This window comes from Streptomyces sp. NPDC032472 (assembly GCF_040636955.1).
Classification (GTDB): Bacteria; Actinomycetota; Actinomycetes; order Streptomycetales; family Streptomycetaceae; genus Streptomyces.
The window spans coordinates 1-24,181 of the sequence record NZ_JBEZVK010000068.1 but is presented as its reverse complement, the minus strand read 5'-3'; the positions used below and the strand labels follow the sequence as shown (position 1 = coordinate 24,181).

The 24,181-nt window shown below is 76.3% G+C and carries 16 protein-coding genes; 11 read left to right on the top strand and 5 right to left on the bottom strand.

All coding sequences use genetic code 11. The features are described 5' to 3' along the window. Positions 1-36: 36 nt before the first annotated feature. Complete coding sequence (locus AB0F11_RS31025) at positions 37-1,434, top strand: M64 family metallopeptidase (RefSeq protein WP_362180810.1); 1,398 nt, start codon at positions 37-39, stop codon at positions 1,432-1,434. Between the two features lie 29 nt (positions 1,435-1,463). Here the strand turns inward: AB0F11_RS31025 and AB0F11_RS31020 are convergent, their stop codons facing one another. Beyond that, positions 1,464-2,630, bottom strand: coding sequence for a serine hydrolase domain-containing protein (locus tag AB0F11_RS31020; RefSeq protein ID WP_362180807.1), 1,167 nt, complete (start codon positions 2,628-2,630; stop codon positions 1,464-1,466). Between the two features lie 120 nt (positions 2,631-2,750). On the opposite strand from AB0F11_RS31020, the gene AB0F11_RS31015 reads away from it, so the two are divergent. Further along, a complete protein-coding gene (locus tag AB0F11_RS31015; protein WP_362180805.1) occupies positions 2,751-3,827 on the top strand; it encodes a GNAT family N-acetyltransferase in 1,077 nt (358 codons plus the stop codon). A gap of 9 nt (positions 3,828-3,836) precedes the next feature. Here the strand turns inward: AB0F11_RS31015 and AB0F11_RS31010 are convergent, their stop codons facing one another. Both AB0F11_RS31010 and AB0F11_RS31005 read right to left on the bottom strand, forming a co-directional pair. Then, on the bottom strand, positions 3,837-4,250 hold the full coding sequence (locus AB0F11_RS31010; protein WP_362180802.1) for a peptidase inhibitor family I36 protein: 414 nt from the start codon (positions 4,248-4,250) through the stop codon (positions 3,837-3,839). Then, positions 4,243-5,238: a hypothetical protein gene (locus tag AB0F11_RS31005; protein WP_362180799.1), complete on the bottom strand. Its 996-nt coding sequence runs from the start codon at positions 5,236-5,238 to the stop codon at positions 4,243-4,245. The genes AB0F11_RS31010 and AB0F11_RS31005 overlap by 8 nt, the downstream gene beginning before the upstream one ends. Before the next feature lie 152 nt (positions 5,239-5,390). Here AB0F11_RS31005 and AB0F11_RS31000 point away from each other — a divergent pair, with 152 nt between their 5' ends. The 4 genes from AB0F11_RS31000 to AB0F11_RS30985 all read left to right on the top strand — a co-directional run bounded on the left by AB0F11_RS31000 (position 5,391) and on the right by AB0F11_RS30985 (position 11,492). Next, positions 5,391-8,342, top strand: coding sequence for a hypothetical protein (locus AB0F11_RS31000; protein ID WP_362180797.1), 2,952 nt, complete (start codon positions 5,391-5,393; stop codon positions 8,340-8,342). 210 nt (positions 8,343-8,552) lie between these two features. After that, positions 8,553-9,551, top strand: a complete 999-nt coding sequence (locus AB0F11_RS30995) for a 2-oxoglutarate and iron-dependent oxygenase domain-containing protein (protein WP_362180794.1) — start codon at positions 8,553-8,555, stop codon at positions 9,549-9,551. A gap of 142 nt (positions 9,552-9,693) precedes the next feature. Beyond that, entirely contained in the window at positions 9,694-10,908 is a 1,215-nt protein-coding gene (locus AB0F11_RS30990; protein WP_362180792.1) for an alpha/beta hydrolase, read from the top strand. Positions 10,909-10,958: 50 nt separating this feature from the next. Continuing rightward, positions 10,959-11,492, top strand: a complete 534-nt coding sequence (locus AB0F11_RS30985) for a GNAT family N-acetyltransferase (protein ID WP_362180789.1) — start codon at positions 10,959-10,961, stop codon at positions 11,490-11,492. Positions 11,493-11,580: 88 nt separating this feature from the next. On the opposite strand, the gene AB0F11_RS30980 is transcribed toward AB0F11_RS30985, so the two are convergent. Together AB0F11_RS30980 and AB0F11_RS30975 are read right to left on the bottom strand one after the other, a co-directional pair. Continuing rightward, positions 11,581-11,862 (bottom strand): hypothetical protein, encoded by a 282-nt coding sequence (locus tag AB0F11_RS30980; protein WP_362180786.1) that lies wholly within the window; start codon positions 11,860-11,862, stop codon positions 11,581-11,583. Beyond that, entirely contained in the window at positions 11,859-12,401 is a 543-nt protein-coding gene (locus tag AB0F11_RS30975; RefSeq protein ID WP_362180783.1) for an HNH endonuclease family protein, read from the bottom strand. Before AB0F11_RS30975 ends, AB0F11_RS30980 begins: the two co-directional genes overlap by 4 nt. A 466-nt stretch (positions 12,402-12,867) precedes the next feature. On the opposite strand from AB0F11_RS30975, the gene AB0F11_RS30970 reads away from it, so the two are divergent. The 5 genes from AB0F11_RS30970 to AB0F11_RS30950 form a co-directional block, all read left to right on the top strand. Continuing rightward, a complete protein-coding gene (locus AB0F11_RS30970; RefSeq protein WP_362180780.1) occupies positions 12,868-13,734 on the top strand; it encodes a DUF4132 domain-containing protein in 867 nt (288 codons plus the stop codon). Continuing rightward, the gene (locus AB0F11_RS30965; RefSeq protein ID WP_362180777.1) at positions 13,734-18,731 is read left to right on the top strand and encodes a DNA-binding protein; all 4,998 of its coding nucleotides are present in this window, start codon (positions 13,734-13,736) and stop codon (positions 18,729-18,731) included. The genes AB0F11_RS30970 and AB0F11_RS30965 overlap by 1 nt, the downstream gene beginning before the upstream one ends. A 157-nt stretch (positions 18,732-18,888) precedes the next feature. Further along, positions 18,889-20,052 (top strand): AAA family ATPase, encoded by a 1,164-nt coding sequence (locus AB0F11_RS30960; protein WP_362180774.1) that lies wholly within the window; start codon positions 18,889-18,891, stop codon positions 20,050-20,052. Further along, positions 20,049-23,651, top strand: coding sequence for a DUF5682 family protein (locus tag AB0F11_RS30955; protein WP_362180771.1), 3,603 nt, complete (start codon positions 20,049-20,051; stop codon positions 23,649-23,651). Before AB0F11_RS30960 ends, AB0F11_RS30955 begins: the two co-directional genes overlap by 4 nt. Beyond that, a partial coding sequence (locus AB0F11_RS30950) for an SWIM zinc finger family protein (protein WP_362180768.1) occupies positions 23,648-24,181 on the top strand: 534 nt, incomplete at its 3' end. The genes AB0F11_RS30955 and AB0F11_RS30950, both read left to right, overlap by 4 nt.

Here is a 24,181-nt window from a genome sequence, read left to right as displayed (position 1 = left end):
CCGACTGCTTAACTTCCTTTCCCGGGGGATGACTTCATGGATTCAGCCGTCCGCACCGCCCTGCGCGCGGCCCTCGCCGCGACCGGCGCGACCGCCCTGCTGCTGGCCGCCGGCCCCGTCGGAGCCGCTGCCGCGCCGGCGCCCGTACCCGCACCGGCCGCGTCGTCGCCGGCAGCGGGTACCGCATCCGGTACCGCAGGCGGGCCACTCGTCGAGATACCCGGCCCGCAGGACGGTGCCATCGCCGGATCCGGCCACACCCGGGTCCGCGCCGCCGGCGGCCGGGCCAAGACCGGCGCCCGCCTGTCGGAGGCGGAGCGCACCGCCGACGGCCAGGTCACCAAGCTCGTCGACAACGGCCCGACCGCGGACCGGCTCGACATCGTCGTCGTCGGAGACGGCTACACCGCCGCCGAGCTGGACCGCTTCCACGCCGACGCCAAGGCCAAATGGGCCGAGATCGCCGCCGTCGAGCCCTACTCCACGTACCGCGGCCTGTTCAACGTCTGGACCGTCGACGCCGTCTCCCACGACTCCGGTGTCACCGGCGATCCGGCCCGCGACACCGTCCGCGACACCGCGCTCGGCTCGTACTTCTGGTGCGAGGACATCGAGCGGCTGCTCTGCATCGACCAGCCGAAGGTCGACGCGTACGTGGCGAAGGCCCCGGCCGCCGACCTCGTCCTGGTCCTGGCCAACAGCACCAAGTACGGCGGCGCCGGCTACAACGAGAAGAGCCCCACCCTCGGCTACGAGGGCATCTCCACCGCCTCCGCAGGCAACGCCAAGTCCGGCCAGGTAGCCATCCACGAGACCGGCCACTCCCTCGGCAAGCTCGCCGACGAGTACTTCTACCCCGACACCCCGGGCTACGAGAAGTACGAGGGCCCCGAGCCCGGCGAGTCCAACAGCTCCACGCTGACCGCCGACCGGATGGCCGCCGGTCGTACCAAGTGGTACCGCTGGCTCGGCGCCCCGTCACCCGACGGAGGCACCGTCGGCGCGTACGAGGGCGGCGGCTACTACGTCACCGGCCTCTACCGGCCCACCGACAACTCGATCATGCGCGTGCTCGGCAAGCCCTTCAACCTGCCCGGAGCCGAGGCGATGATCGCCGGCTTCTACCAGCACGCCCGGCCCGCCACCGCCCTCACCCCGACCACCCGCACCCTGCGCCTGCCGCACACCGCGAAGGTGTCCGTGCCCCGGCTCGCCGCCCCGGACGGGCGCCAGTTGGACGTCCGCTGGTACCTCGACGGCCGCGAGCTGAAGCGGTTCGCCGGCCGGACCGAGGTCGCCGTGGCCGAGCTGTGGCTGCTCGACCTGCGCACCCACAAGCTCTCGGTGGCCGTCGAGGACCGCACCGACGCGGTCCGCGACCCGCAGATCGCCCGCACCCTGCGCTCCACCGTCGACTGGAACGTCCGGCTCTAGCGGGTACGCGGTGAGCGGCGCGGCCGGGGTCAGACCCCGGCCGCGTACCTCCAGAACGCCCGCATCGCCTCGGGCGGCGGGGTCGGGCCGGCCAGCTCCACCTGCGTGAGCAGGATGGCCGCGGTGCCGGTGGACGGGGTGATGTGGGCCGCCGTCCCGGTGCCGCCGATCCAGCCGTAGCGCCCCGGCACGTTCCACGGAGCGCGGACCTCCACGTCCACCGAGCCGCCGAACCCCCAGCCCTGCCCCTCGAGGAACAGCTCGGCCCCGGCGCGCTGGTCGGGCGTCAGCCAGTCCGTGGCCATCCGCTGCACCGACTCCTCCGCCAGCAGCCGGCCCCGCTCGCCCTCCAGGGCGCCCCCGGCCAGCAGCATCCGCTGGAAGGCGTACAGATCGTCGACCGTCGAGACCAGCCCCCCGGCCCCGGAGGGGAAGGCGGGCGGAACGCTCCACTGCCCGTCGGGCGCGTCCACCAGCCCCAGCCCCGTACCCCCGGCGCCGGAGGCGGCCCGGTAGCACCAGGTGAACCGCCCCAGATCGGCGGCCGGCACCGAGAACCCGGTGTCGGCCATGCCCAGCGGCTCGAAGATCCGCTCCTCGAGGAACACGGGCAGCGGGCTCCCCGACACCCGGGCGATCAGCACGCCCAGGATGTCCGAGCACGTGTTGTACAGCCAGGCCTCGCCCGGCTGGTGGAGCAGCGGAATGCGCGACAGCGCCTTCATCCACGCATCCGGCGCCGGGACCTGCTGCGGCTGCGGCGGCCCCTGCTTCAACTCGGCGAACAGCAGGGCGACCGCGGGGAGGGTGAAGTCGTCGGGAAACCCGATCCCCGCCCGGAAGGTGAGCAGGTCGGCCACGGTGATCGGGCGGATCGCGGGCACCACGTCGTCGACCGGGCCGGCCGGCGTGCGCACCACCACCGGCGAGGCGAGCTCGGGCAGCCACGGCCCGACCGGGTCGGTCAGCGCGAACCGGCCCTCCTCGGCCAGCATCATCACCGCCGCGGCGATGACCGGCTTGGTCAGCGAGGCGATCCGGAAGATCGAGTCCCGGACCATCGGCGCGGACCCTCCGGTATCGGCCGATCCGACGGCCTCCACCTCCACCCGCCCGCCGCGGGCCACCAGGCCCACCGCCCCGGGCAGCGCCCCGCTGTCCACGAACGGCTCCAGGACCTCACGCAGACCGGTCATCACCACCGCCTCCTTCCGCCGTCGGTTTTCCGCCGCGAGTGCGTCAGATGCCGGGCCCGCGGCCCGGATCCGTCCGAAATCCCCTGGCCAGGGCCCGTGCCGCATCCTAGGGTTCCCTCCATGACGATCACGGGTACCCACGCCATCGACCGAGCCGTTTCCCTCACCGTGCAGGCCCTGCGCGCCGCAGCACACCTCGACTGGTCGGTGCCCGCGGCCGGCCTGGAGTGGAGCTGTCACGAGACGGCCGTGCACGTGGTGAACGACTTCATCGTCTACGGCGCCCGGATCACCGAGCGGATCGCCGACGGGTCCACCCCGATCGAGCGCTACACCGCCCCCGGCGCCGCGCCCTCCGTCGTGGTCGACGCCATCGAGGCCGCCGGCCGCAAGCTGACCGCCGCCGTCTCCGCGGCCGACCCGGACGACCGGGCCTGGCACCCGTACGGCACGTCCGACGCCGACGGCTTCGCCGCGATGGGCGTCGTGGAGACCCTGCTGCACACCCACGACATCCTCGAAGGCCTCGGCGTACAGGACTTCGAGCCCGAACCGGAGCTGTGCGAGCACGCCCTGGACCGGCTCTTCCCGCACGTCCCGCGGGGCGCCGCCCCCTGGACGGCCCTGCTGTGGGCCACGGGCCGCGCCGACCTCGCGGACCTGCCCCGCCAGACCGTCTGGCGCTGGTACGCCGACCCCGTCCCGGCCGGCGACCGCGTCGTGCTCTGCGCGATCTCCCCCGAGCTCGGCGCCGACCTGGCCGCCGGCGGCACCGGCGGCTTCGCGTGGTCCGAGGACGGGCCCTTCGACGGCACCCGGGCCGCCTCCGGCATGACGGCCAAGGCGTACGAGGAGGGCACGTACCGCCCGGGGTGGGGCCCGTACGCCGTCGTCCGCACGCACGACCGCCGCGCCATCGGCGGGATCGGCTTCCACGGCGCCCCCGACGCCGACGGGCAGGCGGAGGTCGGCTACGACCTCGTTCCGTCGGCCCGGGGCAACGGCTACGCCACCGAGGCGCTGCGCGGCCTGACGGCCTGGGCCTTCGGACAGCCCGGCCTGACCGCACTGCGCGCCTCGGTGGACGAGGGCAACGATCCCTCCCACGCGGTGCTGCGCCGGGCGGGCTTCGAGCGCACCGGAGCCGGCGACGGCGCGGTCCGGTACGCCCTGCGTTCCGGCTCGGTGGATCAGTAGCCCGGTGGCTCAGTAGCCGCAGTTGGTGACCCACTTGTGGGAGGAGATCCGGTCGTTCCACTCCCACGGGATGTTGCCGGCCGAGCCGTTCGGGGCACAGGTGGAGGCGCCGCCGTAGTTGATGTCCTCGTAGACGCGGACGTCCCCGAGGGAGCCGGCGTAGCCGTTGTTCCACCAGGACGAGGCCTTGTCGTTCATGTTGAACGTGCCGCTGGACCCGCAGGTGCGCCAGTCGGCGTCGTTGCCGCTCCAGCCGCAGGCAGCGCCGCCGCGGTTGGTGTGCTCCCAGACCCAGTAGTTGCCGTCCGCGGCCACGCCGGAGGCGTCGGCCGTGGCGGCGCCCGCCGTGGTCGCGGTCGCGGGGACGGCCAGCAGCGCGGCGGTGAGCGTGCCGACGGCGAGCAGGGTGCGGAACTTACGCATGGGACCCTCCAGAGGTCTCGTTCCCGGTTGGGGTTGCGGTTGGGGTTCGGGTTTCGGTTTGGGTTGGGGTTGCGGTTTGGGTTGGGGTTGCGGTGACGCGCCGCGCCCTCGGCAGCGCGCCGGTCTGGAGCCGCCACCTCAGCGCGAGGTCCTCCCGGTGCTGCGCACGCAGGTCCTCGCCGTAGGTGTGGTCCAGGGACTGGGAGACCCGGGCCAGCGGGGTGCCGGTCGCACAGGTCGCTTCGACGACGGCCAACTCGGCCTCGGCCGCGTCCGCCTCGGCCGGCGGCAGGTCCGCGCGGTAGCCGGCCGCGGCCTGCCGGGAGGCGTCCGGGGTGGCGTAGGGCCGACCCGACGCCGCCATGCAGCCGGCCCACTGGGCGACCGCGTCCGCGTACCGCGGGTCCTCGCGCACGCGCGCCTCGCGCACCGGCCGCAGGTTCATGGTGACGACCTTGACGCGGAACCAGGCCGCCAGATCGCCGTAGAGCGTCCGCTGCGCCTGCGCGGTGCAGCCCTGCGTGGACGCGGTGATCGTCATCCCGGTGGGCGCCTTCACCGACAGCCCGTCGGGGGAGGGGCCCATCAGCGCGGTACGGGCCGCCGCGCGCCGGGCCGCCGGGAGCTGCCGGAAGTACCGCTGGTTGGGGTCGTCCTGCCGGGCCTGCGCCGCACGGCGCTCCTCGCGGCCGCCGTAGCCGTGGGCCCGGGCCCAGGTCACGTCGTCCACCGCGTACGGGAAGGAGCGCGCCCCCTCGTCCTGCGGGTCCGGGGCCTCCGTGACGGCGTACGAGAATCCCCGCTCGCCCATGCAGCGGCTGATCAGTACCTCCTCGGCCCGCGCCAGCAACCGCCGCTCGGCGGCGCTCGGTTCGCGGGCGGGACCCGCCTCCCCGGGCCGGGCCGGGCCGCAGCCCGCCAGAGCCAGTACGGCTGCGGCCGCGGCCAGGGCCGCACGGTGCCGGTGCCTGCGTGGGTGCCGTTCCACGGCCGGACTCCCTCCTGTCGTGCCTCGCCCTGCCGAGGACAGGTCTAGCGGGGATCCGTTGTTCGGCGTCGGGGCGGCCGGGCCGAACAAACAACTGCCGAACAATCCCTTGCGGGGGGCACGAAACGGAGCGGGCGGGGAAGGGACACGGCATGGCCCGCAAGGAACGCCCGCTGGACGGTGACGACGGAACGCTGCTGCGGTTCGCCGCGGAGCTGCGCCGCCTGCGCCACGAGGCCGGCTCCCCGACCTACCGCCGGCTGGCGGCCCGCGCCCACTACTCGGTGGCGACCCTGTCCGAGGCGGCGGCCGGCCGCAGACTGCCGAGCCTGGACGTGACGCTGTCCTACGTCCGCGCCTGCGGCGGCGACACGGACCGGTGGGAGCGCCGCTGGCACGCCGCCGCGGCCGAACTCGCCGCCGCAGCACCCGCCGCCGCCGAACCGGAAGGCGCCCCGGCGGTGGACACGGACCCGGCCCGGCAGGACGGCGGCGCCGAGGGCGTCGTCCCGTACGTGGGCCTGTCGGCGTTCCGGCCACAGGACGCGGACCGGTTCTTCGGCCGGGAGCGGCTGGTCGAGGACCTCCTCGCCGCCCTCGCGCGACACCGCGTCGTGGCCCTCGTCGGGGCCTCCGGAGCCGGCAAGTCCTCCCTCCTGCACGCGGGCCTGCTGCCCCGCCTGGCCGCGGACACGGAGGTCCACGTCCTCACCCCGGGCCCACACCCCCTGGCCCGACTCGGCCAGGCCCTCACCCCACGGCCCGAGCGGCCCGGCCCCGCACCGACCGACTCCGAGCCCGAGCGGGGGTCGGAGCCGGGGGCCTGGCCCGAGGGCGGGCACGCGCCCGCCGCGTCCGGGGGCGGGGGACGGGAGGTCGTGTTGGTCTTCGACCAGTTCGAAGAGGTGTTCACCGTGTGTGCCGATGACGCCGAGCGGGAGCGGTTCATCGCCGCGCTCGTCGAGGTGGGCCGGCGGGCCGGGTCCCTGTGCCGGGTCGTGCTCGGTGTGCGCGCCGACTTCTACGCCCACTGCACCCGCCACGCCCCGCTCGTACCCGTCCTGCGCGACGCACAGGTCGTCGTCGGGCCCATGACCGCGGCCGAGCTGCGCCGCGCAGTCGTCGAGCCGGCCCGGCGGGCCGGCCTCACCGTCGAAGGCGCGCTCCAGGCCACGCTCGTGGCCCACGCGCACGGCCGGGTCGGCGCCCTGCCCCTGCTCTCGCACGCCCTCCTCGAGACCTGGCGCCGCCGCCGCGGCGCCGCCCTGACCCTCGACGGCTTCCGCGCCGCGGGCGGGTTCGAGGGCGCGCTCGCCCAGTCCGCCGAGGCCCTGTACGCCTCCCTCACCGGCCGCCAGCGCCTCCTGGCCCAGCAGATCTTCGTCCACCTCATCGCCCTCGGCGAGGGCACGGAGGACACCAAACGGCCCGTCGCCCGCGAGGAGCTGGACCGGGACGCCGATACCGCCACCGTCCTGGCCCGCGCCGCACGGCTGCGCCTGCTCACCCTCGACGACGGCCGCGTCGAGCTCACCCACGAGGCGCTCATCCGCGCCTGGCCCCGACTGCGCGGCTGGCTGACCGACGACCGCGAACGCCTGCGGCTGCACCGCCGCCTCACCGACGCAGCCCACGCGTGGGAGCGCCTCGGCCGGGACCCCGGGGCCCTCTACCGCGGGCCGCGCCTCGCCCTGGCCCGCGACCTCGCCGCGACCCGGCCCGCCGGACTCACCGCCGCCGAACGGGCCTTCCTGGACGCGAGCGCGGCGGCCGAGGCCGCGGCCGACAGCTCGGCCCGGCGCCGCGCCCGCCGCCTGGGCTACCTCGTCGCCCTGCTCGCCGCCCTCGTGGCGGCGGCGGGGGCCGCCACCGCCAGCGCCGTCCGCTCCGGGGCCGAGGTCACCCGGCAGCGCAACGACGCCGTCGCGCAGAACCTCGCCGACAGCGTGGGCGGGCTCACCGACACCGAGCCCGGGCTGGCCGTCCAGCTGAGCCTGACCGCGTACCGCCTCTCGCCCACCGCCAAGACCCGCGACAGCCTGCTCAGCACGCTGATGACCGCGGCCCCCGCCCACACCAAGGAGGTCCTCGCCCTCGCCTACCGCCCCGACGGCCGGCAGCTGGTGACCGGGAGCGGGGACCACACCGCCCGGCTGTGGCGGATGAACGGCACCGACCGCCCCGTCGAAGAGGCCGTCCTCGCCGGGCACGGCGACGACGTCCGCACGGTGGCCTACCGGCCCGACGGCCGCCTGCTCGCCACCGGTTCGGCCGACGGCACCGTCCGGCTGTGGGACGTGGCGGACCCGGCCCGCCCGGCCGTCCTCGCCTCGCTGACCGGGCAGAGCGGCGACGTACGCGCCCTCGCCTACAGCCCGGACGGCCGTACGCTCGCCACCTCCGGCACCGACGGCAGCGTCGGCCTGTGGGACGTCACCGACACCGCCCGCCCCGCGCTCCTCGCGCGGCTCGCCGGCCACCGCGACGCCGTCCGCGCCGTCGTCTTCAGCCCGGACGGCCGTACGCTCGCCAGCGCGGGCGAGGACGCCACCGTCCGGCTCACCGAGGTGGCGGACCCGCGCCGGCCGGGCGCCTCGACCGTCCTGGAGGGCCACGACACCGCCGTGTTCTCGGTGGCCTTCAGCCCGGACGGCACCGTCCTTGCCTCCGCGGGCGGCGGACGCAACCCCGTGCGGCTGTGGAGCACCGCCGACCCGCGGCGGCCCGCCCTGCTGGCCACCCTCACCGGCCACACCGACGTCGTCGGCTCCGTCGCCTTCGCTCCCGACGGACGCAGCCTCGCCAGCGCGAGCGACGACCGCACGGTCCGCCTGTGGAACGTGGCCCGCCCCGCCCACCCGGGGCTGCTGGCCACGCTCAGCGGGCACACCACCGCCGTCAGCTCGGTCGCGTTCAGCCCCGACGGCGCGGTCCTCGCCTCCGGCGGCTTCGACACGACGGTCCGGCTGTCGGGGACCGACCTGGCCCGCACCATCGCGGGGGCGTGCGCGCACACCGGACCGCGCATCACCCGCGCCCAGTGGTCCGCCCACCTGCCGTACGTCCCGTACTCCCCACCATGCACCGGCCTGGAACACCGATGACGCCCCACCCGGCCACGGCTGCACCCGCCGGCCCGCCTGTCGGCCCTCCGCCCGCGCCTGCCTGCCTGCGGCTGCGCCGGGCCCGGCGCCTTCATCGGGCCGACCCGTGCCCGGTTTCGCCGCATTGCCCCCGCCGCCGGCGCTAGCCTCGGGGGCGGACGCCGATGCCGCCCGACACCGCCCCGTACCGGCTCGAAAGGCAGGTTCCCCATGGCGAGTTCCGCACCCGGACCCCGGCCCCCGCACGCGCAGTCCCCGGTTCCCGTGATCGACCTCGGGCCGTGGCGGTCCGGCGGTCCCGCCGCGCGGCAGCGGATCGCCGCGACGGTCGACGAGGCCCTCCAGGCCGCCGGGTTCCTGCTGGTCACCGGGCACGGGGTGGACCCCCGGCTGGCCGCGCGGATCCGCGCCGCGGCCCGCGCCTTCTTCCGGCTGCCCGCCAAGGTGAAGGAGCCGTACGCGGTCGCCGTCGGCGGCCGCGGCTGGCTCGGCCCCGGCGCCGAGGCCAACAGCTACGCCGAGGGCACCGCCTCGCCGCCCGACCTGAAGGAGTCGTGGTCCTGCGCGGCCGAGCGGCCCACCGGCGACCCCGCGGTCGACGCCGAGTGGTTCCGCCCGAACGCCTGGCCGGCCGAGGTGCCCGAACTGCGGCCGCTGGCGGAGGATTACCTCGCCCGGATGCAGGCCCTGTCCGACGAACTGCTGGAGCTCCTCGCCGCCGCACTCGGCCTGGCCCCGGACCACTTCACCCGCCACACCGGCCACCCCACCTGGGGCTTCAACCTCAACTGGTACCCGGGCACCGAGGTCGTCGGACCGCCCCTGCCCGGCCAGTTCCGCATCGGCCCGCACACCGACTTCGGCACGGTCACCGTGCTCGACCGCGAGCCGGGCGCGGGCGGGCTCCAGATCCACACCGACGCCGGCGGCTGGCAGGACGCCCCGTACGACCCGGCCGCGCTCACCGTGAACATCGGCGACCTGCTGGCCCGCTGGACGGGGGACCGCTGGCGGGCCGGCCGCCACCGGGTGCTGCCGCCGCCTGCGGACACGCCCACCGAGGAGCTCGTCTCGCTCGTCTACTTCTACGAATGCGACCCGCACACCCGCGTGGAGTCCCTGCCGGCGCCGATCGGGCGCGTGGCGCACGCGCCGGTCGACTCGCACACGTACCTGCGGGCGAAACTGGACGCGATCAGCGTCTCCTGACACCCGGTGGGCTCCGCCGGACGGGGTATCGCCCGTCCGGCCTCCGTCCCCCGACGGAGGCGGGAAACCCTCCTGCGGTCGGAGTCCCTCTCCTCCTGCAAGAGGACGATCAACCTCCTGACCAGCGCATAGGTTCGCTCCCATGAACCGACCGACACGCCTGCGCACCGCCATCACCGCAGCCGCCTTAGGCGCCGCCCTCCTCCTCCCGCTGATGCCGGCCGCCGCCGGAACGGCAGCGGCAGCCGAAGCCCCGGCCGCACCCGCCGCCACCGCCACTGCCCCCACCGGGGTGGTCCTGCCCCAGCTGCCGCGCCCCACGGGCCGGTTCGCAGTCGGCGAGGAGACCCTCCACCTGGTGGACCACAGCCGCACCGACCCCTGGGCCGGCTCCGGCCCGCGCGAGCTGATGGTGACCATGCGCTACCCGGCCCAGCGCGGCACCGGCGGCCCCGTGCGCCCGTACCTCACCGAGGAGGAGGCCCGCCTGCTGCTCGTCTCCCGGGGCCTCGACCAGCAGGTGGACTACCGGAGCCTGGCCGGCACGAAGGCGTTCGCCCGTTCCGGCGCCCGCCCCGTCGCCGGCCGCTACCCCCTCGTCGTGCTGTCCCCCGGCTTCACGGTCCCACGGGCCACCCTCACCTCGCTGGCCGAGGAGCTGGCCTCCCGCGGCTACGTGGTCGCCGCCGTGGACCACGCGTACGAGGCCAGCGCCACCGCCTTCCCCGGCGGGCGCGTCCTGACCTGCCTGGCCTGCGACAAGGCCAAGGAGCTCAAGGACTACAAGGCCGTGTCGGACAACCGGGCCCGCGACGTGTCCTTCCTCCTGGACCAGCTCACCGGACACCGTCCGGCCTGGCGCAACGCCGGCCTGATCGACAAGAAGAAGATCGCCATGGCGGGCCACTCCATCGGCGGCTCCACCGCCGCCGCCGTGATGGCCACCGACCCGCGCGTCCGCGCCGGGATCGACATGGACGGCGGGCTGTTCTCGCCCGTGCCCGACGGCGGACTCGGCGGCCGCCCGTTCATGCTGCTCGGCGGTGCCGACACCGTGCCCGGCGGGACGGGCACGGACTGGCCGAACTGGGACGACAACTGGGCCCGGCTCGACGGCTGGAAGCGGTGGATCACCTTCGCCGACTCCCACCACTTCACCTTCACCGACTGGCCCGCCATCAGCGACCAGGTCGGGCTGCCCCGGATGACGCCGCTGCCCGGCGACCGCTCCCTGGAGCTGACCCGCCGCTACGTGGGCGCCTTCTTCGACCTGCACCTCAAGGGAGCGGCCCAGCCGGTGCTGGACGGCCCGGCCGGCGACGCGCCGGAGGTCCGCTTCCACGCCCCCGCCCGCTGACCCGCAGGCCCCGATTACCGCGGTCGGCCCCCGTTCGGCAGGATGGGGGCATGACCGAGATCCGCACCCCCCGCCTCCTCCTGCGCCGCTGGGACGACGACGACCTCGTCCCCCTGGCGGAGATCAACGCCGACCCGGAGGTGATGCGCTGGATCGGCGACGGCTCCACCCTCGACCTGGACCGGACCGCCGAGGAGATCGAGCGCTGGGAGGAGGAGTGGGACGAGGAGGGCTTCGGGCTCTTCGCCGTCGAGCTGCTGGCCTCGGGGGAGCTGATCGGCGCGGTCGGGCTGTCCGTGCCCGAGGACCTGCCGGAGGTCATGCCCGCGGTGGACATCCGCTGGCGGCTCGGCCGCCAGTACTGGGGCCAGGGCTACGCCTCCGAGGCCGCGCAGGCCACGTTGGAGTTCGCCCTCCAGGACCGCGGCCTGGACCGGGTCATCGCGGTCCACCGGGCGGGCAACGAGGACTCCGAGAACGTGATCCGCAAGCTCGGCATGGTCCACGAGCGGGACACCGAGCACCCCGAGCACGGCCACCTGCTCCAGATCCACAGCATCGACCTGACCGAGTACGAGGCCTGAGCCGGGCGCGCGACGGAGCTGCAGGACCGGGAGGAACCGGGACCGGAACCGGGACCGGGACCGGGCGTCGGCTGGGCCTGCGGCCCGGCTACGTCCCCGGCCCCGCCGGCGCCTCGGCCGCACCCCCCGCCCGTACCGCGGCGAGCACCGCCGCGTGCACCGCGGCCGGCGCCCCGCCGTGCGCGACGGGGCTGCCGGTCAGCGTGTACCACTCCTCCACGTCGGTGTACTGGACGTCGATCCGGGCCAGGCCGCCCGCCACCGCCGTCGTGCGCACGGTCAGCGGGCCGGTGATGACGCCGACCTCGTCGGTCATGGCCCCGCCCGGCCCGGCGAGCACCCGGTCCTGCCACTGCTGTCGCCCGGTCATGCCGCGCAGGTGTCCAGCATCGTCGTCAGCATCCTCTTCTCCGCTTCCGTGACGGTCAGTGCGTACGTGGACTTCACCGTCGTCCAGGCCCGCCCGTACTGGCACCAGCTCGACTTGTCCGGCGGCTGCCACAGGTCCGGGCTCTGGTCGCCCTTCGAGCGGTTCGTGGCCGCGGTGACCGCCAGCAGCTGCGGGTGCGCCAGGTCGTTGGCGAACGCCTTGCGCTGCGCGGCGTCCCAGGCGGACGCGCCCGAGCGCCAGCCCTCCGCGAGCGGCACGATGTGGTCGATGTCCATCTTCGAGGCGTCCCTGACGACCACCCCGTCGTACAGGCTCCGCCACGTGCCCGACACCGCCCGGCACTCGGCGTCCCGTGCCACGTCCTTGCCGTCGCGTTCGAGGACCACCTCGCGGGTGTCGCACTGGTTGCCCTGCTCCGCCCAGTGCGTGAACCTGGCGCGGCTGTAGCCCGCCATCGTGCCCGGGGGAGCCACCTTCAGTCCGGCCAGCTGGCTCCGGGCGACCTCCACCCCCACCATGCCCGGCAGGACGTCCCCACCGCCCGGCCCGGCGCCACCGGCGGGCGCGGGGCCGGTCGGTGACGCCGCTGCGGACGGGCCCGGTGAGGCCGACGCCGGTGCGGAGGACGACGGCGGAGCCGACGCCTTCGGATCCGCAGTCTTCATTCCGCTTCCCGAGCAGCCGGCCGCAGCCAGCAGCACCGAGACCGCCAGTACCACGCCCCGCACTCGTATCTGACGTCCCATGACCCCGCCCCGAGTCGATTCCGCTCCGGCTCCTGTCCCGCGAAGCCTACCCAGAACCGGACATTCAACCGCCGCTGCACGCGCGGGCGCTGCGGCGGACGCCACCGACGGCGGGCCCGGCAGCGGGCGTTGTCAGTGGCTCTCGCTAGTCTCCGGGCATACCGCAGCTCAGGGGGGCTTTTCCGCCCTGTCCGAGGCTGCGCGGATTCGGATCGGGCAGGCGGAGAGGCACGCGACGATGGCTTGGCTGGCAGCGGGCGAGGGGTACGAGATCGCCCTGGTGGACGGAAAGGTGGCGGCGCGGTCCGCCACCGGGCGCAGTGCGGGACGGCAGTTGAAGACCCTGCCCAAGGCGCTGCGCGACCACCCCGAGGTGGACCGGCTGCGCCGGCTCGCGGAATGGCTCGACCGGCACGAGGCGGCGTGCATCGCCCAGGTGGACACCTGGATGGTGTCCTCGCTGCCCGTGCCCACCGCACTCCTGGCCCGGGTCTGGCCGGACGAGGCCTGGCGCAGCGCCCTGCGCGACCTCGCCGTGGTCGGCGACGACCCGGACGAGGTGGGCTTCCTGCGCGACGCCACGGCCACCGGCGAGCTGAAGGTGGTCAACCTCGACGGCGAGACCGTACGGCTCTCCCCGCGCACGGTGACCCTGCCGCACCCGGTGCTGCTGCCGGACCTGGACGACGTACGGGACTTCGCCGCCGAACTCGGCATCGTGCAGCGCGTCGAGCAGATCCACCGGGCCACGTGGCTCAAGCCCGAGGCCACCGCTGCCAAGGCGACCGAGGTGCGCGACTACGCGGGGGGCTCCTTCCCCAACCGCTTCGCCCTGGCCGCCCGGGCCACCGGTCTCGGCTACCGGGTCTCCGGGGGCTATGCCACCTGCCCCGTCCGCGACTCCGGCCGCGGCACCGAGGCGGCGGTCTGGATCGGCGAGCCGTACTACGACGACACGACCACGACCGGCGCCCTGAGCTGGCACGACGAGCACGGCAGGGCGGTGCCCCTCGCCGAGGTCGGACCGGTGGCCTGGTCCGAGGGAATGCGCATGGCCGCGGCGCTCCACGCCGGCCGCACCATCGAAGAGGGCAAGGACGCGTGATGACCAGCACCACGACCAGCACCAACACCACCACGACCGTCACGACCGTCACGACCGCCACGACCGACGACTCGGCCGCCGAGGCCGGGCTCCTGCTCAAGGCCGGCGCCGTACTGCCCGTCGGCACCGACGGCGCGGGCCCCTCCGCGGTCGACCTGACCGCGCGCACCTACCGCCACCCCGCGCTGCCCGACGACCGCGTCGTCGTCCGGCTGGCCGCGGCCGAGCTCGGCCCGGCCGAGGACCTGGCCGCCGGGTTCCTCGGCCTCGTCCTCGACGAGGGCGAGCCGCCCGTCGTCGGCCTCGGCCAGCGCCAGGCCCTCGGCTTCCCGGAATGGGTGCTCGTCCACCACCCCGAGGACGGCCACCACGCCCTCGCGGTCGTCCCCGAGCTCGACCGGGCCGCCCACCAGGCCAGGACCAAGCCCAAGGCCGCCCTCGACGCCGTCCACGAGCTGGCCGGCCGGCTCGCCGCCGCGGTTCCGCACTTCCTGCCCGTCTTCTACGAGCAGGCCGCCCGCCTCTTCCTCGCCGTCGAGAACACCACGTACGCCGCCCAGCTGTTCGGCCGCGCCCGCAGCAGCGAGGCCCAGCACGGCCTCGCCGTCGACGAGGACCGCCTCGACGCCGTCTTCCTCGAATTCGCGCTGGTCGGCGCCCTCCCGGTGAAGGTCCTCACCGGCTACGCCAAGGAACTCTCCGCCCGCGTCAGCCCCGACGAGGCCTACACCCGCTTCCGCCGCCTGTGCGTGCGCCGCACCGCCGGCGGGCTGCCGCCCTCAGCGCAGGCCGCGACGGAACTGCGCCGCCTCGCCCGCGCCGCCGGCCTCACCGGCAGCGAGGCCGAGCAGGACTACCTCGCCGAACTCCTGCCCCTGCCGGCCACGCTGCGCGCCGCGTACGGCTGGTGGAAGGCCCACCGCACCGCGCTGATCGCCCTGGCGCGCCGGGAGCCGGCCGTCCGCGGCACCCTCCTCGAACTGATGCCGCCCGGCGGCGGCGACGGCGAACTGTCCGACCTGTGGCTGGACGTCCTGGAGCAGTCCGGCACCACCGCCGGACTCGTCGACGCCGGCCTGCCCGCCGAGCAGCGGTGCGCCGACGGCACGGCCGGCTGGCTGGAGCGCTACCACAGCGCCCGCCACAGCGGCTGGGGCCAGCGGTTCACCCCGCCCGCCCTGCTCGACCTCGTCGCCCGAGCCGCCGAACAGCTGCGCACCGAACTCGCCGCGCCCGGCCGCACCGGGGGCCTGCGCATCGGCGGCGAGGACGTGAACCTGCTCGACCTGCTGCTCTCCCTCGGCGTCCCGGTCGCCGACCCCGACGAGGACCCGGCCACGTCCCCGCACCGTCGGCCGCAGCTGAACCTGGCCTCGTGGGCCCGCTCCGAGGAGGCGGCCCGGCGCGACCTCCTCGCCATCGCGGCCGACCAGCGGTTCCGGCCCGCCTTCCGGCGCGCCGCCTACTCCTTCGGCGACGCCGGCTCCGGGGCGGACGTGATGCGCGCCCTCGCCGCCTCGCCCGGCGGCCGCCCGATGCTCACGGAATGGATGCAGGAGGTCGCCCGCAACTCCACCACCGCCGGCCTGCCCGCCCTCCCCGCCGCCATCCAGCGGCTGACCTGGCTGCCCGCCGAGGCACTCGAACTCGCCCGCGACGAGGTCGCCGCAGCGGCCGCCGCCGACCTCGGCGAGATCCTCGCCCGGACCCTGCGCGCAGGCCTCTTCGAGGAGTTCGCCTGGCCCGCGTTCGAGGAGGCCCTCGTCGAGCTCGCGGACCGCAAGGCCCTGAGCCGCGGGAACCTGACCGTCGTCGAGGCCTGGCCGTACCTCATCGTCGCCAACCCCCTGCAGGTCCGCGTCATCGACGCCGACTCCACCGTCCTCACCCACGACCTGCGGGCGCCGGCCGGCGGCTCGCGCGGGTACGGATTCCACTACGTCGACGGCGCCCTGCTGGTCTTCTGGACCTCCTGGCCCTCCGGCGACACGCAGGGCTACTGGCACACCGCGCCGCACCACGTCTTCTCGCTCGGCGCCGACCGCACCTCCTGGCAGCTGCGCTCCAACCACATCAGCCTGCCCCTGCCCGGGGGCGGCCGCGCCACCGGCGGCGGCGTCCTGCACGCGGGGGACACCGTGCTCCCCGCCGAGCAGGCCCTGCTGTCCGACGGCACCTCGTACTGGGTCTGGCAGCGCCGCGAGGAGGACCAGGACGCCGGCTGGCGCGAGTACGCCCCCGCCGACGGCGCGCGCGGCCGGCACTCCCAGCCGGCCTTCCTCGCCGACGCGCTGCGCGCCCACCCCTCGAACGCATACCTCTCCGCCCACTCCTCCTGGCTGAGGCCCGCCCCCGCCGTGGACGGCTCGGCCCTCGGCACGCCCGTCGACGGGCTCCTCGGCTGGCGCGTCGTACGCCTCCCCGGCGAGGGCTGGCACGGCTGTGACGCCGCCGGACGCAGCGTCCGCACGCCGGAGGGCGGCGAGATGCCCGTCGCGGCCCTCTCCTTCCCCGGTGACGACCGGCCCCGCGGGCTGAGCCAGCGCTGGCGCGAGCTCAGCATCACCGACCCGGACGGCGTCGTCACCGCCCAGAGCCGCGGCGGCCACCGCACCAACCATGCCTTCGCCACCGGCAGCGTCGACCTCCCGCCGCTCGCCTTCTGGTACGCCCTGCGCCCCCGCGACCCGGAGGGCTCCACCGCCCTGCGCACCGCCGACCGCGACACCGCCCGCGCCCTGCTGGAGGCCGCCGCGAAGGCCGAGAAGGCGTCCGACCTGCCCGGTCTGGTCACCGAGGCCCTGCCGCAGGTCACCGCGGAGCCGCTGATCGGCGGCATCGTCGAGGTCCTGCGCTTCGCCCTGGCCCAGCAGAAGGACCTCGACGGCATCGCCGCCCGCCTCGACACCGGCGCGGCCGGCGCTGCCGGCGGTCCGCAGGGCCCCCTCGACGCGCTCATCGCCAAGGGGCTGTCCGGCATCGTCGGCACCGGCTACTACCGCTGGGGCACCGACAACGACGTCGCCCACCGCTTCCTGGCCCGCCTCGCCGAGGCGTGCGCCGACACCGAAGCCGTCGCGGTGCCCGGCCGGCTCCACTTCGACATGCCCGCACTGGACTACTCGTCCCTGCCCTTCACACCCCTGCTCGACGAGCCGGCCGCGGTCGCCTACCGGGCCGTCGCCCCCGGCACCACCGACGAGGAGCGGGCCGCGCTGTGCACCGTGCTCGCCCAGGTCGACGCCCTCGGCCTCGCCTCCGCACAGGGCTCCGCCGACCGCTGGCGCCGCGTCCTGGTCCACCTCGACCACCCCCACCTGCGCACCCCCGACGGCGTCGGGCGCCCCGCGGGCCACCGCAGCCTGCTCCCGCTCGGCGGCGGCGCCGTCCTCGCCCGCACCGAGCACTGCGCCGCCGTACCCGACGGCCACGAGTTCGGGGCCCTGCTGTACGACCCCACCGGCGCCTTCGCCGTCCCCGGCCCCTACACCGTCCGCGGCCAGGCCCCCCTCGGCGACCGCGAACGCGGCCCCGGCTGGCTCACGGCGTTCCTGACCGAGGCCGCCGAGCGCGGCCCCGCACCGCTGCGCCCCGAAGCCGCCGACGAGTTCGCCCGCCTGACCGGCGTCTCCGGCACCGCCGCCAGGCTGCTGCTGGCCGGCCTGCCGAACATCGACAGCTGGGAGCACCACTTCCTGCCGGCCGAACTGCGCACCGCCCTCGGCGTCAAGGCCGCCGACGCCAAGTACGCCCGCAACGAACTCAAGGCGCTCGACATCGAGGTGCGGCGCGCCGTGGTCGCCGCGCTGCTGCCCGCCGACCCGGCACGGCTGTGGACCGACGGTCCGGACGTGGCCGCCGCCGCGCAGGTGTGGAACCGGCGCGTGGGCCGCCGTACGCCCGTCCCCGAATGGCTGCTGGCCGAGGCCACGCGCGCCATGGGCACCTTCTGGGCCGTGCACCAGGCCCTCCCGGCCGTCCTCGACCCCGCCGCGTCCGCAGCGCTGGGCACCGATGTCGACTGGAAGGTCGACCAGGGCCGCATCGAGCGCTGCGCGCCCGGCGGCGAGGCGTTCACCGGGGCCGTTCTGAACGGCACGCTGTCGCTCGCCGCCTGGCTGGCCCACCGGCTGCCCGCCGGCGACCCCGTACGCGCCGCCCTGCCGCCGGTGCTCACCGCCGTACGGCAGCGGCTGGCCGCGCCCGGACTCCTCCTCGACCTCGGGTACTGCGCGGGCCTGGGCGGCTTCCGCGTGGCGGCCGGCACCCCGACGGAGACGGGCGAGGGCTACGAGCGCTACGGCGCGGTCGTCCTGGCCACCCACGACGACCACTGCCGGCCGGCGCTGCGCACCGCCCTGCTCGACTCCACCGGCTCCGACCCGTACCTGCCGGTCCTGCGCGGCACCGAACAGCAGCCCTCCGCCGTCGAGACGGCCCTGCGGGCCGCCCACGACCCGGCCTTCGCCGCGCTGCTCGCCGATCCCGGAGCCCCGGCGGCCGGCACCACCGAGAAGGACGGCACCTGGTACCCGCAGGACCCGGCCCGCTCCGTCCCTGACCTGGTCGAACAGGCCGCGCACGCCCACGGCCTGGGCGCGGACGCCGCCGCCCTGTACCTGATGCTGCTCGCGATGCCCGACCCCACCGACCGCAACACGGCCCGCTGGACCGGCTGGAAGCCGGCCCGGATCAAGGCCGCCCGCGCCGAACTGGCCGCCACCGACCTGGTGGTGACGGCCAGCCGGACCCGGGCCGGGCGCTCCCTGTTCCTGCCCGGGGGCTGGACCGAGATGTCCTCTCCCGTGCTGCCGGTGGAGCAGTGGAAGCTCCCGATGTACGCCCTGGCCCCGGGCGGCAGCCCTGCCCTGGGGGTCCTGGTGCCGGCCGAGCCGGCCGCGGACCTCTACCGGCGGGCCTGGCAGCGCGTCACCGACGGCGACGTACCGCGCTTCCAGGAACTCAAGGTCAAGCGGACCCGCCCCCGGCGCCGCTGACGTCCCGGCGACGCCGGCCGGGCGCGGCGCACCCCCAACACCGGGAGGCGCCGCGCCCCCCCCGTACCTCGCTCCTTCTCTTCTTGCCTTCCTTCTCTTCAGCTCTTCCTTCTCTCTTTTGTTGTTCGCTTCCTTCTCACGTTTCGAGGACGACCCCATGACGACGACCGCCAGCGAAGAACCCGCCGCCCCGGCCCGCCAGATGCTGCCCGCCGAGGAGCGGTACGCGGCCGAACTCGCCTTCCTCGCCGCCCAGGACACCGGCCCCCGCCCGCCCGGCTGGGCCCTGACCCCCCGCGCCGTCGTCACCTTCGTCTGCGGCAGCGACGGCGAGGAACTCGCCCTGCCCAAGCGCCGCGCCGGGCTCCCGGCCAAGCTGGCCATCGCCCCCAAGTTCGTCGGCGAACGCGCCCTCGTCGAGCGCTGCGTCGTCACCCTGGCCGGCGAGCGCGGCCTGCTGCTGACCGGCGAGCCCGGAACCGCCAAGTCGATGCTCTCCGAACTCCTGGCCGCCGCCGTCAGCGGCACCAGCGCCCTCACCGTGCAGGGCACCGCCGGCACCACCGAGGACGCCTTCCGCTACGGCTGGAACTACGCCCTCCTCCTCGCCCAGGGCCCCACCCCGCAGGCGCTCGTCGACTCGCCGGTGCTGTCCGCCATGCGCACCGGCCGCGTCGTACGGGTCGAGGAGATCACCCGCTGCCTGCCGGAGGTCCAGGACGCGCTGGTGTCGATCCTGTCCGACCGGCGCGTCAGCGTGCCCGAACTGACCGCCACCGAGGACTCGACCGTCGCCGCCGCCCCCGGGTTCACGGTCATCGCCACCGCCAACCTGCGCGACCGCGGGGTCTCCGAGATGTCCGCCGCACTCAAGCGCCGCTTCAACTTCGAGACGGTCGAGCCGATCGCCGACGCCGACGCCGAAGCCACGCTGATCCGCCGCCAGGCCGTCGCGGCCGTCCAGCGGGCCGGCGCCGCGTTCGGGGTCGACGACGCCGTGCTCGACGCGCTCGTCACCGTCTTCCGGGACCTGCGCTCCGGGCGCTCCGCCGAGGGCTGGGACGTGGAACGCCCCGGCACCGTCATGTCCACCGCCGAAGCGGTACAGGTCGCGACCTCGCTGGGCGTCGCCGCCGCCTACCTGCCGGCCGGCGACGTCCTGGACCTGCTGCCCGGGCACCTCCTGGGCGTGGTCCGCAAGGACGACCCCGCCGACCACGGCCGCCTGCTCGGCTACTGGGACGGCCCCGTGCGCCGCCGCGCCGAGGACGGCTCCGCCATGTGGCGCCGCCTGTGGGACCTGCGCGGGAGCCTGCGATGACCACCCTTGCCGACCCCCGGGCCACCGTGGACGCGCTCGCCGCGTCCCGGGCCCCCTACCTGCTGGGCGTACGCCACCACAGCCCGGCGCTGGCCGCGGTGGTGCCGGCGCTGCTGGACGCCGCCGAGGCGCAGGTGGTCTGCGTCGAGCTGCCCGCCGACTTCCAGCCGTGGCTGGAGCACCTGGCCGACCCGGAGACCGTGGCCCCCGTCGCCCTCGCGGGAACCGGGGCGGACGGCGGGCTCGCCTTCTACCCCTTCGCGGACTTCTCCCCGGAGCTCGCGGCCGTCCGCTGGGCGCGCGAGCGCGGGGCCGAGGTGCTCTGCTGCGACCTGCCGCTGTCCGACGCCGGCTGGGCCCCGCGCCCGGCCGCCGGGGAGCCGTCGCCGGCCGCCGGCCCGCGGGGGCGGTCGTACGCCGACGCCCTGCGCGCCTGCGGCACCGGCCGGGACGGCGACGACCTGTGGGACCGCGCGGTGGAGGTGCTGGCCCCCGGCTGCCCGCCCGAGGCCGTCCGCCGGGCAGCGCTCGGGGTGGGCTGGGCGCTGCGCCAGGACGGCGCCGTCCCCGAGGTGGACCTGGCCCGCGAGGCCCACATGCGCAGCGTCATCACCGCCGCCGCCTCGGGCGGCCGCCGTGTCGCCGCGGTCATCGGCGCCTACCACGCCCCGGCCCTCGCGGCCCTGCCCGTGGGCCCCGGGGCTGCCCTCCCGGCCGACGCCCTGCCCGCGCCGGTTCCGGCCGGGGCCTCCGGTCCGCAAGCGGAGGGCTCGGCCGGCGTGACCTCCTTCGTGCCGTATGCGTACGAACTGCTCGACTCGCGGTCCGGGTACCCCGCCGGGATCCGGGATCCGCTGTGGCAGCAGGCCGTGTTCGAGGCCGGCGGCGATCCGGCGCGGCTGCGGGACGCGGCGTCCGTGGCCGTCACCGGGCTGTGCCGGGAACTGCGCCGCGCCGGCCACACCGCCGGTACCGGCGAGGCAGCCGAGACCCTGCGGCTCGCCTGCGACCTCGCCGTGCTGCGCGGACTGCCCGCGCCCGGCCGCGGTGAACTCCTCGAGGCCGTCACCACCGTGCTCGGCCAGGGCGAACCCCTCGGCCGGGGCCGGGCCCTGGCCCGGGCACTCGAAGCCGTGCTCGTCGGGACCACCCGCGGCCGCACCACCCCGCACGCCCCCCGCTCCGGCCTCGGCCCCAGCGTGGAGGCCGAGCTCACCGAGCTGCGGCTGCCCGGCCCCGAGGACCCCGCCGCACGCGAGGTCCGGCTCGACCCGCTGCGCTCCGGGCTCGACCGGCGCCGCGAGGTCCTGCTCCAGCGGCTGGCCGTCTGCGGCGCCCAGTACGGGCAGCCGCTCGACGTGGCCGCCACCGGCGACGGCACCGCCCTCGGCACCAAATGGCGGCTGAACTGGACCCCGGCCGTCCCGGCCCGCCTCGACCTCGCCGGCGTCCGCGGCGTCACCGCCGCCCAGGCCGCCGCGGGAACGCTGCGCGAGAGCGCCCGCAAGGCCGCCGCCGAGGGCGGTCCCACCCCGGGGCAGATCCTCGCCGGTCTGGGCGCCGCCGCGCGCTGCGACCTGCCCGAGCTGGTCTCCGTACGGCTGGAGGAGGCGGCCGCCACGCTCCCGCAGACCGCGGCCCTGCCCGAACTGCTCGAAGCGCTGGACCTGTTGGAGGGGCTCGCCCGCGGCCACTTCCCCGTCGACGCGGACGGCCCGCGCGCCGCCGCCTCCGCCCTCACCGGCGAGCTGCTCGAAGCCGCCGTCCGGGCGCTGCCCGGCCTCGCCGGCAGCGAGGACCCCGCCGACGCGCGCGCCCTCGTCGCCCTCGCCGACCGGGCCGCCGCCCGGCACCTCGGGCTGCGGATGGACGGGGCCCTCGCCGACCTCGCCGGTTCGGCGTCCCCGCTGATGCAGGGCGCCGCCCTCGCGGTACGCGTGCTGCTCGACCTGGATCCGGCCGCGGGCCTCGGCCAGCGCGCCGCAGGGTGGATCGACGCCGCGGCCACGCCCGACACCCGGCGCACCCTGACCCGGCGGCTCGGCGGCGTGCTGACCGCCGCCGGACCGCTGCTCCAGTCCTCCGCGCCCGCCCTCGTCCCGGTCCTCGACCGCGTCGAGGCCCTGACGGACCAGGACTTCCTGGACCGGCTCCCGGCCCTGCGCGGCGGCTTCGACGCGCTGGCCCCCGCCGCCCGCGACCGGCTGCTGGCCACCGTCGCCGAGCGGCTCGGCGACCGCGTCGACCTCTCCCTCGACGCGCCGCCCGCGCTGCTCGCCCTGTGGGCCGCCGCCGACGCCGCCGGGGCCGCGGCCCTGAAGCACCTGCCCCGGCCGCCCGGTCCGGAAGCTGTGGCTCCGGATGTGATGGCCCCGGACCCGGCGGACCCGGCCCCGGCAGCTTCCGAGACCGGGGCAACGCCGCCCGCCGGGACACCCGTACCCGCGGCCGCGCAGCCGGACGGGCAGCGGCTCGCCCCCGCCGACCGGTGGCGGCTGCTGCTCGGCCGGCAGCGCGACCGGCTGCCCGCCGGCGCCCGCCGCTACGCCCGGGCCCTGGACGAGCTGTACGGCACCGGCCGCGGCGAGGGCTCCACCGGGCTGGACGGCGGCCCCGGCACCGGGACCGGAGCCGGCGGCGGCCAGGAGGCCTCGTTCCCCACGGCCCGCGAATGGGCCGAGGAACTGGAGTCGCTGTTCGGCACGGACCTGCGCGAGGAGGTCCTGGCCGCCGCGGCCGACGCGGGCCGCACCGACGTGCTGACCCAGCTCGACCCGGCGACCGTACGCCCCTCCGTGGAGCTGCTCGGCTCGGTGCTGTCCCTCGCCGGCGGCCTGCCGGAGGCCCAGCTCGCCAAGTTGCGCCCCCTCGTCCGGCGGCTCGTCGACGAGCTGGCCCGCGAGCTCGCCACCCGGATGCGCCCCGCGCTCTCCGGGCTCAACACGCCGCGGCCCAGCCGCCGCCCGGGCGGTCGGCTCGACCTGGACCGCACCCTGCGGGCCAACCTCGCGCACACCCGCAGGCTGCCCGACGGCACCGTGGCCGTGGTGCCCGAACGCCCCGTGTTCAGCACCCGGGCCCGTCGCGAGGCCGACTGGCGGCTCATCCTGGTCGTCGACGTCTCCGGCTCCATGGAGGCCTCGGTCATCTGGTCGGCGCTCACCGCGGCCGTCCTCGGCGGCGTCCCCACCCTGTCCACGCACTTCCTCGCCTTCTCCACCCAGGTCGTGGACCTCACCGACCGGGTGGACGACCCGCTGTCGCTGCTCCTGGAGGTCCGCGTCGGCGGCGGCACGCACATCGCGGCGGGCCTCGCGCACGCCCGCTCCCTCGTCACCGTGCCGAGCCGCACCCTCGTCGTCGTGGTCAGCGACTTCGAGGAGGGCGCTCCGCTCGGCGGCCTCCTGGGCGAGGTACGCGCCCTGGCCGCCTCCGGCGCCCACCTGCTGGGCTGCGCCGCGCTCGACGACACCGGCGCCCCCCGATACTCGGCGGCCGTCGCCCGGCAACTCGTCGCGGCCGGCATGCCGGTGGCCGCCCTCAGCCCGCTCGCCCTCGCCCGCTGGGTGGGCGACCGCCTCCGTGGAGAATCCCGTTGAGCACCGAACCCCTGCCGCCCGTCGCCCCCGAGGTCCTCGCCGAAGCCGTGGAGAACCTCAGCGCCCGGCTGCGCAAGAAGCTCGACGCCGCCGTCGAGGGCTGCGCCGCGGGCACCCCGGCCGCCGAGCGGGCCGCGGACGGCGCCGTGACCCTCCGCTTCGGCGAGGACGCCGTGGTGACGCTGCGGCCCGGCCCGGGCGGGGCCGTGACCGCGGCCGAACAGGCCTCCTGCAGCTGCCTGCTGGCACCGCGCTGCCTGCACCGTGCCGCGGTCCTCGGCGCGGCCCCCCTCGCGGACCCCGCCCCGGATCCGGAGCCCCTGCCTGCCGGCCCCGCCGACGGGCCGCCCGACGTGCCCGCGCCGGACGCAGCGGGCACCCCGGCCGCGCCGGAGGCCGCGGAGTCGTCGGGCGTCGCGGGGGGACCGGTCACGCCTGGCGCCCCGGGGGCTGCGGCAGCTCCGGCCGGACCGGACGGAGGCCGTGCCCCCGGTTTGCCCGCTCAGCGGGGTGTCACGGGTGGCGGCAGC

Excerpts from the sequence above, each read along its gene's own strand:
- AB0F11_RS30965 (WP_362180777.1), top strand. The coding sequence starts at position 13,734 with ATGACCAGCACCACGACCAGCACCAACACCACCACGACCGTCACGACC.
- AB0F11_RS31015 (WP_362180805.1), top strand. The coding sequence starts at position 2,751 with ATGACGATCACGGGTACCCACGCCATCGACCGAGCCGTTTCCCTCACC.
- AB0F11_RS31025 (WP_362180810.1), top strand. The coding sequence starts at position 37 with ATGGATTCAGCCGTCCGCACCGCCCTGCGCGCGGCCCTCGCCGCGACC.
- AB0F11_RS31010 (WP_362180802.1), bottom strand. The coding sequence starts at position 4,250 with ATGCGTAAGTTCCGCACCCTGCTCGCCGTCGGCACGCTCACCGCCGCG.
- AB0F11_RS30990 (WP_362180792.1), top strand. The coding sequence starts at position 9,694 with ATGAACCGACCGACACGCCTGCGCACCGCCATCACCGCAGCCGCCTTA.
- AB0F11_RS30960 (WP_362180774.1), top strand. The coding sequence starts at position 18,889 with ATGACGACGACCGCCAGCGAAGAACCCGCCGCCCCGGCCCGCCAGATG.
- AB0F11_RS30980 (WP_362180786.1), bottom strand. The coding sequence starts at position 11,862 with ATGACCGGGCGACAGCAGTGGCAGGACCGGGTGCTCGCCGGGCCGGGC.
- AB0F11_RS30970 (WP_362180780.1), top strand. The coding sequence starts at position 12,868 with ATGGCTTGGCTGGCAGCGGGCGAGGGGTACGAGATCGCCCTGGTGGAC.
- AB0F11_RS31000 (WP_362180797.1), top strand. The coding sequence starts at position 5,391 with ATGGCCCGCAAGGAACGCCCGCTGGACGGTGACGACGGAACGCTGCTG.
- AB0F11_RS30955 (WP_362180771.1), top strand. The coding sequence starts at position 20,049 with ATGACCACCCTTGCCGACCCCCGGGCCACCGTGGACGCGCTCGCCGCG.
- AB0F11_RS30975 (WP_362180783.1), bottom strand. The coding sequence starts at position 12,401 with ATGGTGGGGGTGGAGGTCGCCCGGAGCCAGCTGGCCGGACTGAAGGTG.
- AB0F11_RS30995 (WP_362180794.1), top strand. The coding sequence starts at position 8,553 with ATGGCGAGTTCCGCACCCGGACCCCGGCCCCCGCACGCGCAGTCCCCG.
- AB0F11_RS31020 (WP_362180807.1), bottom strand. The coding sequence starts at position 2,630 with ATGACCGGTCTGCGTGAGGTCCTGGAGCCGTTCGTGGACAGCGGGGCG.
- AB0F11_RS30985 (WP_362180789.1), top strand. The coding sequence starts at position 10,959 with ATGACCGAGATCCGCACCCCCCGCCTCCTCCTGCGCCGCTGGGACGAC.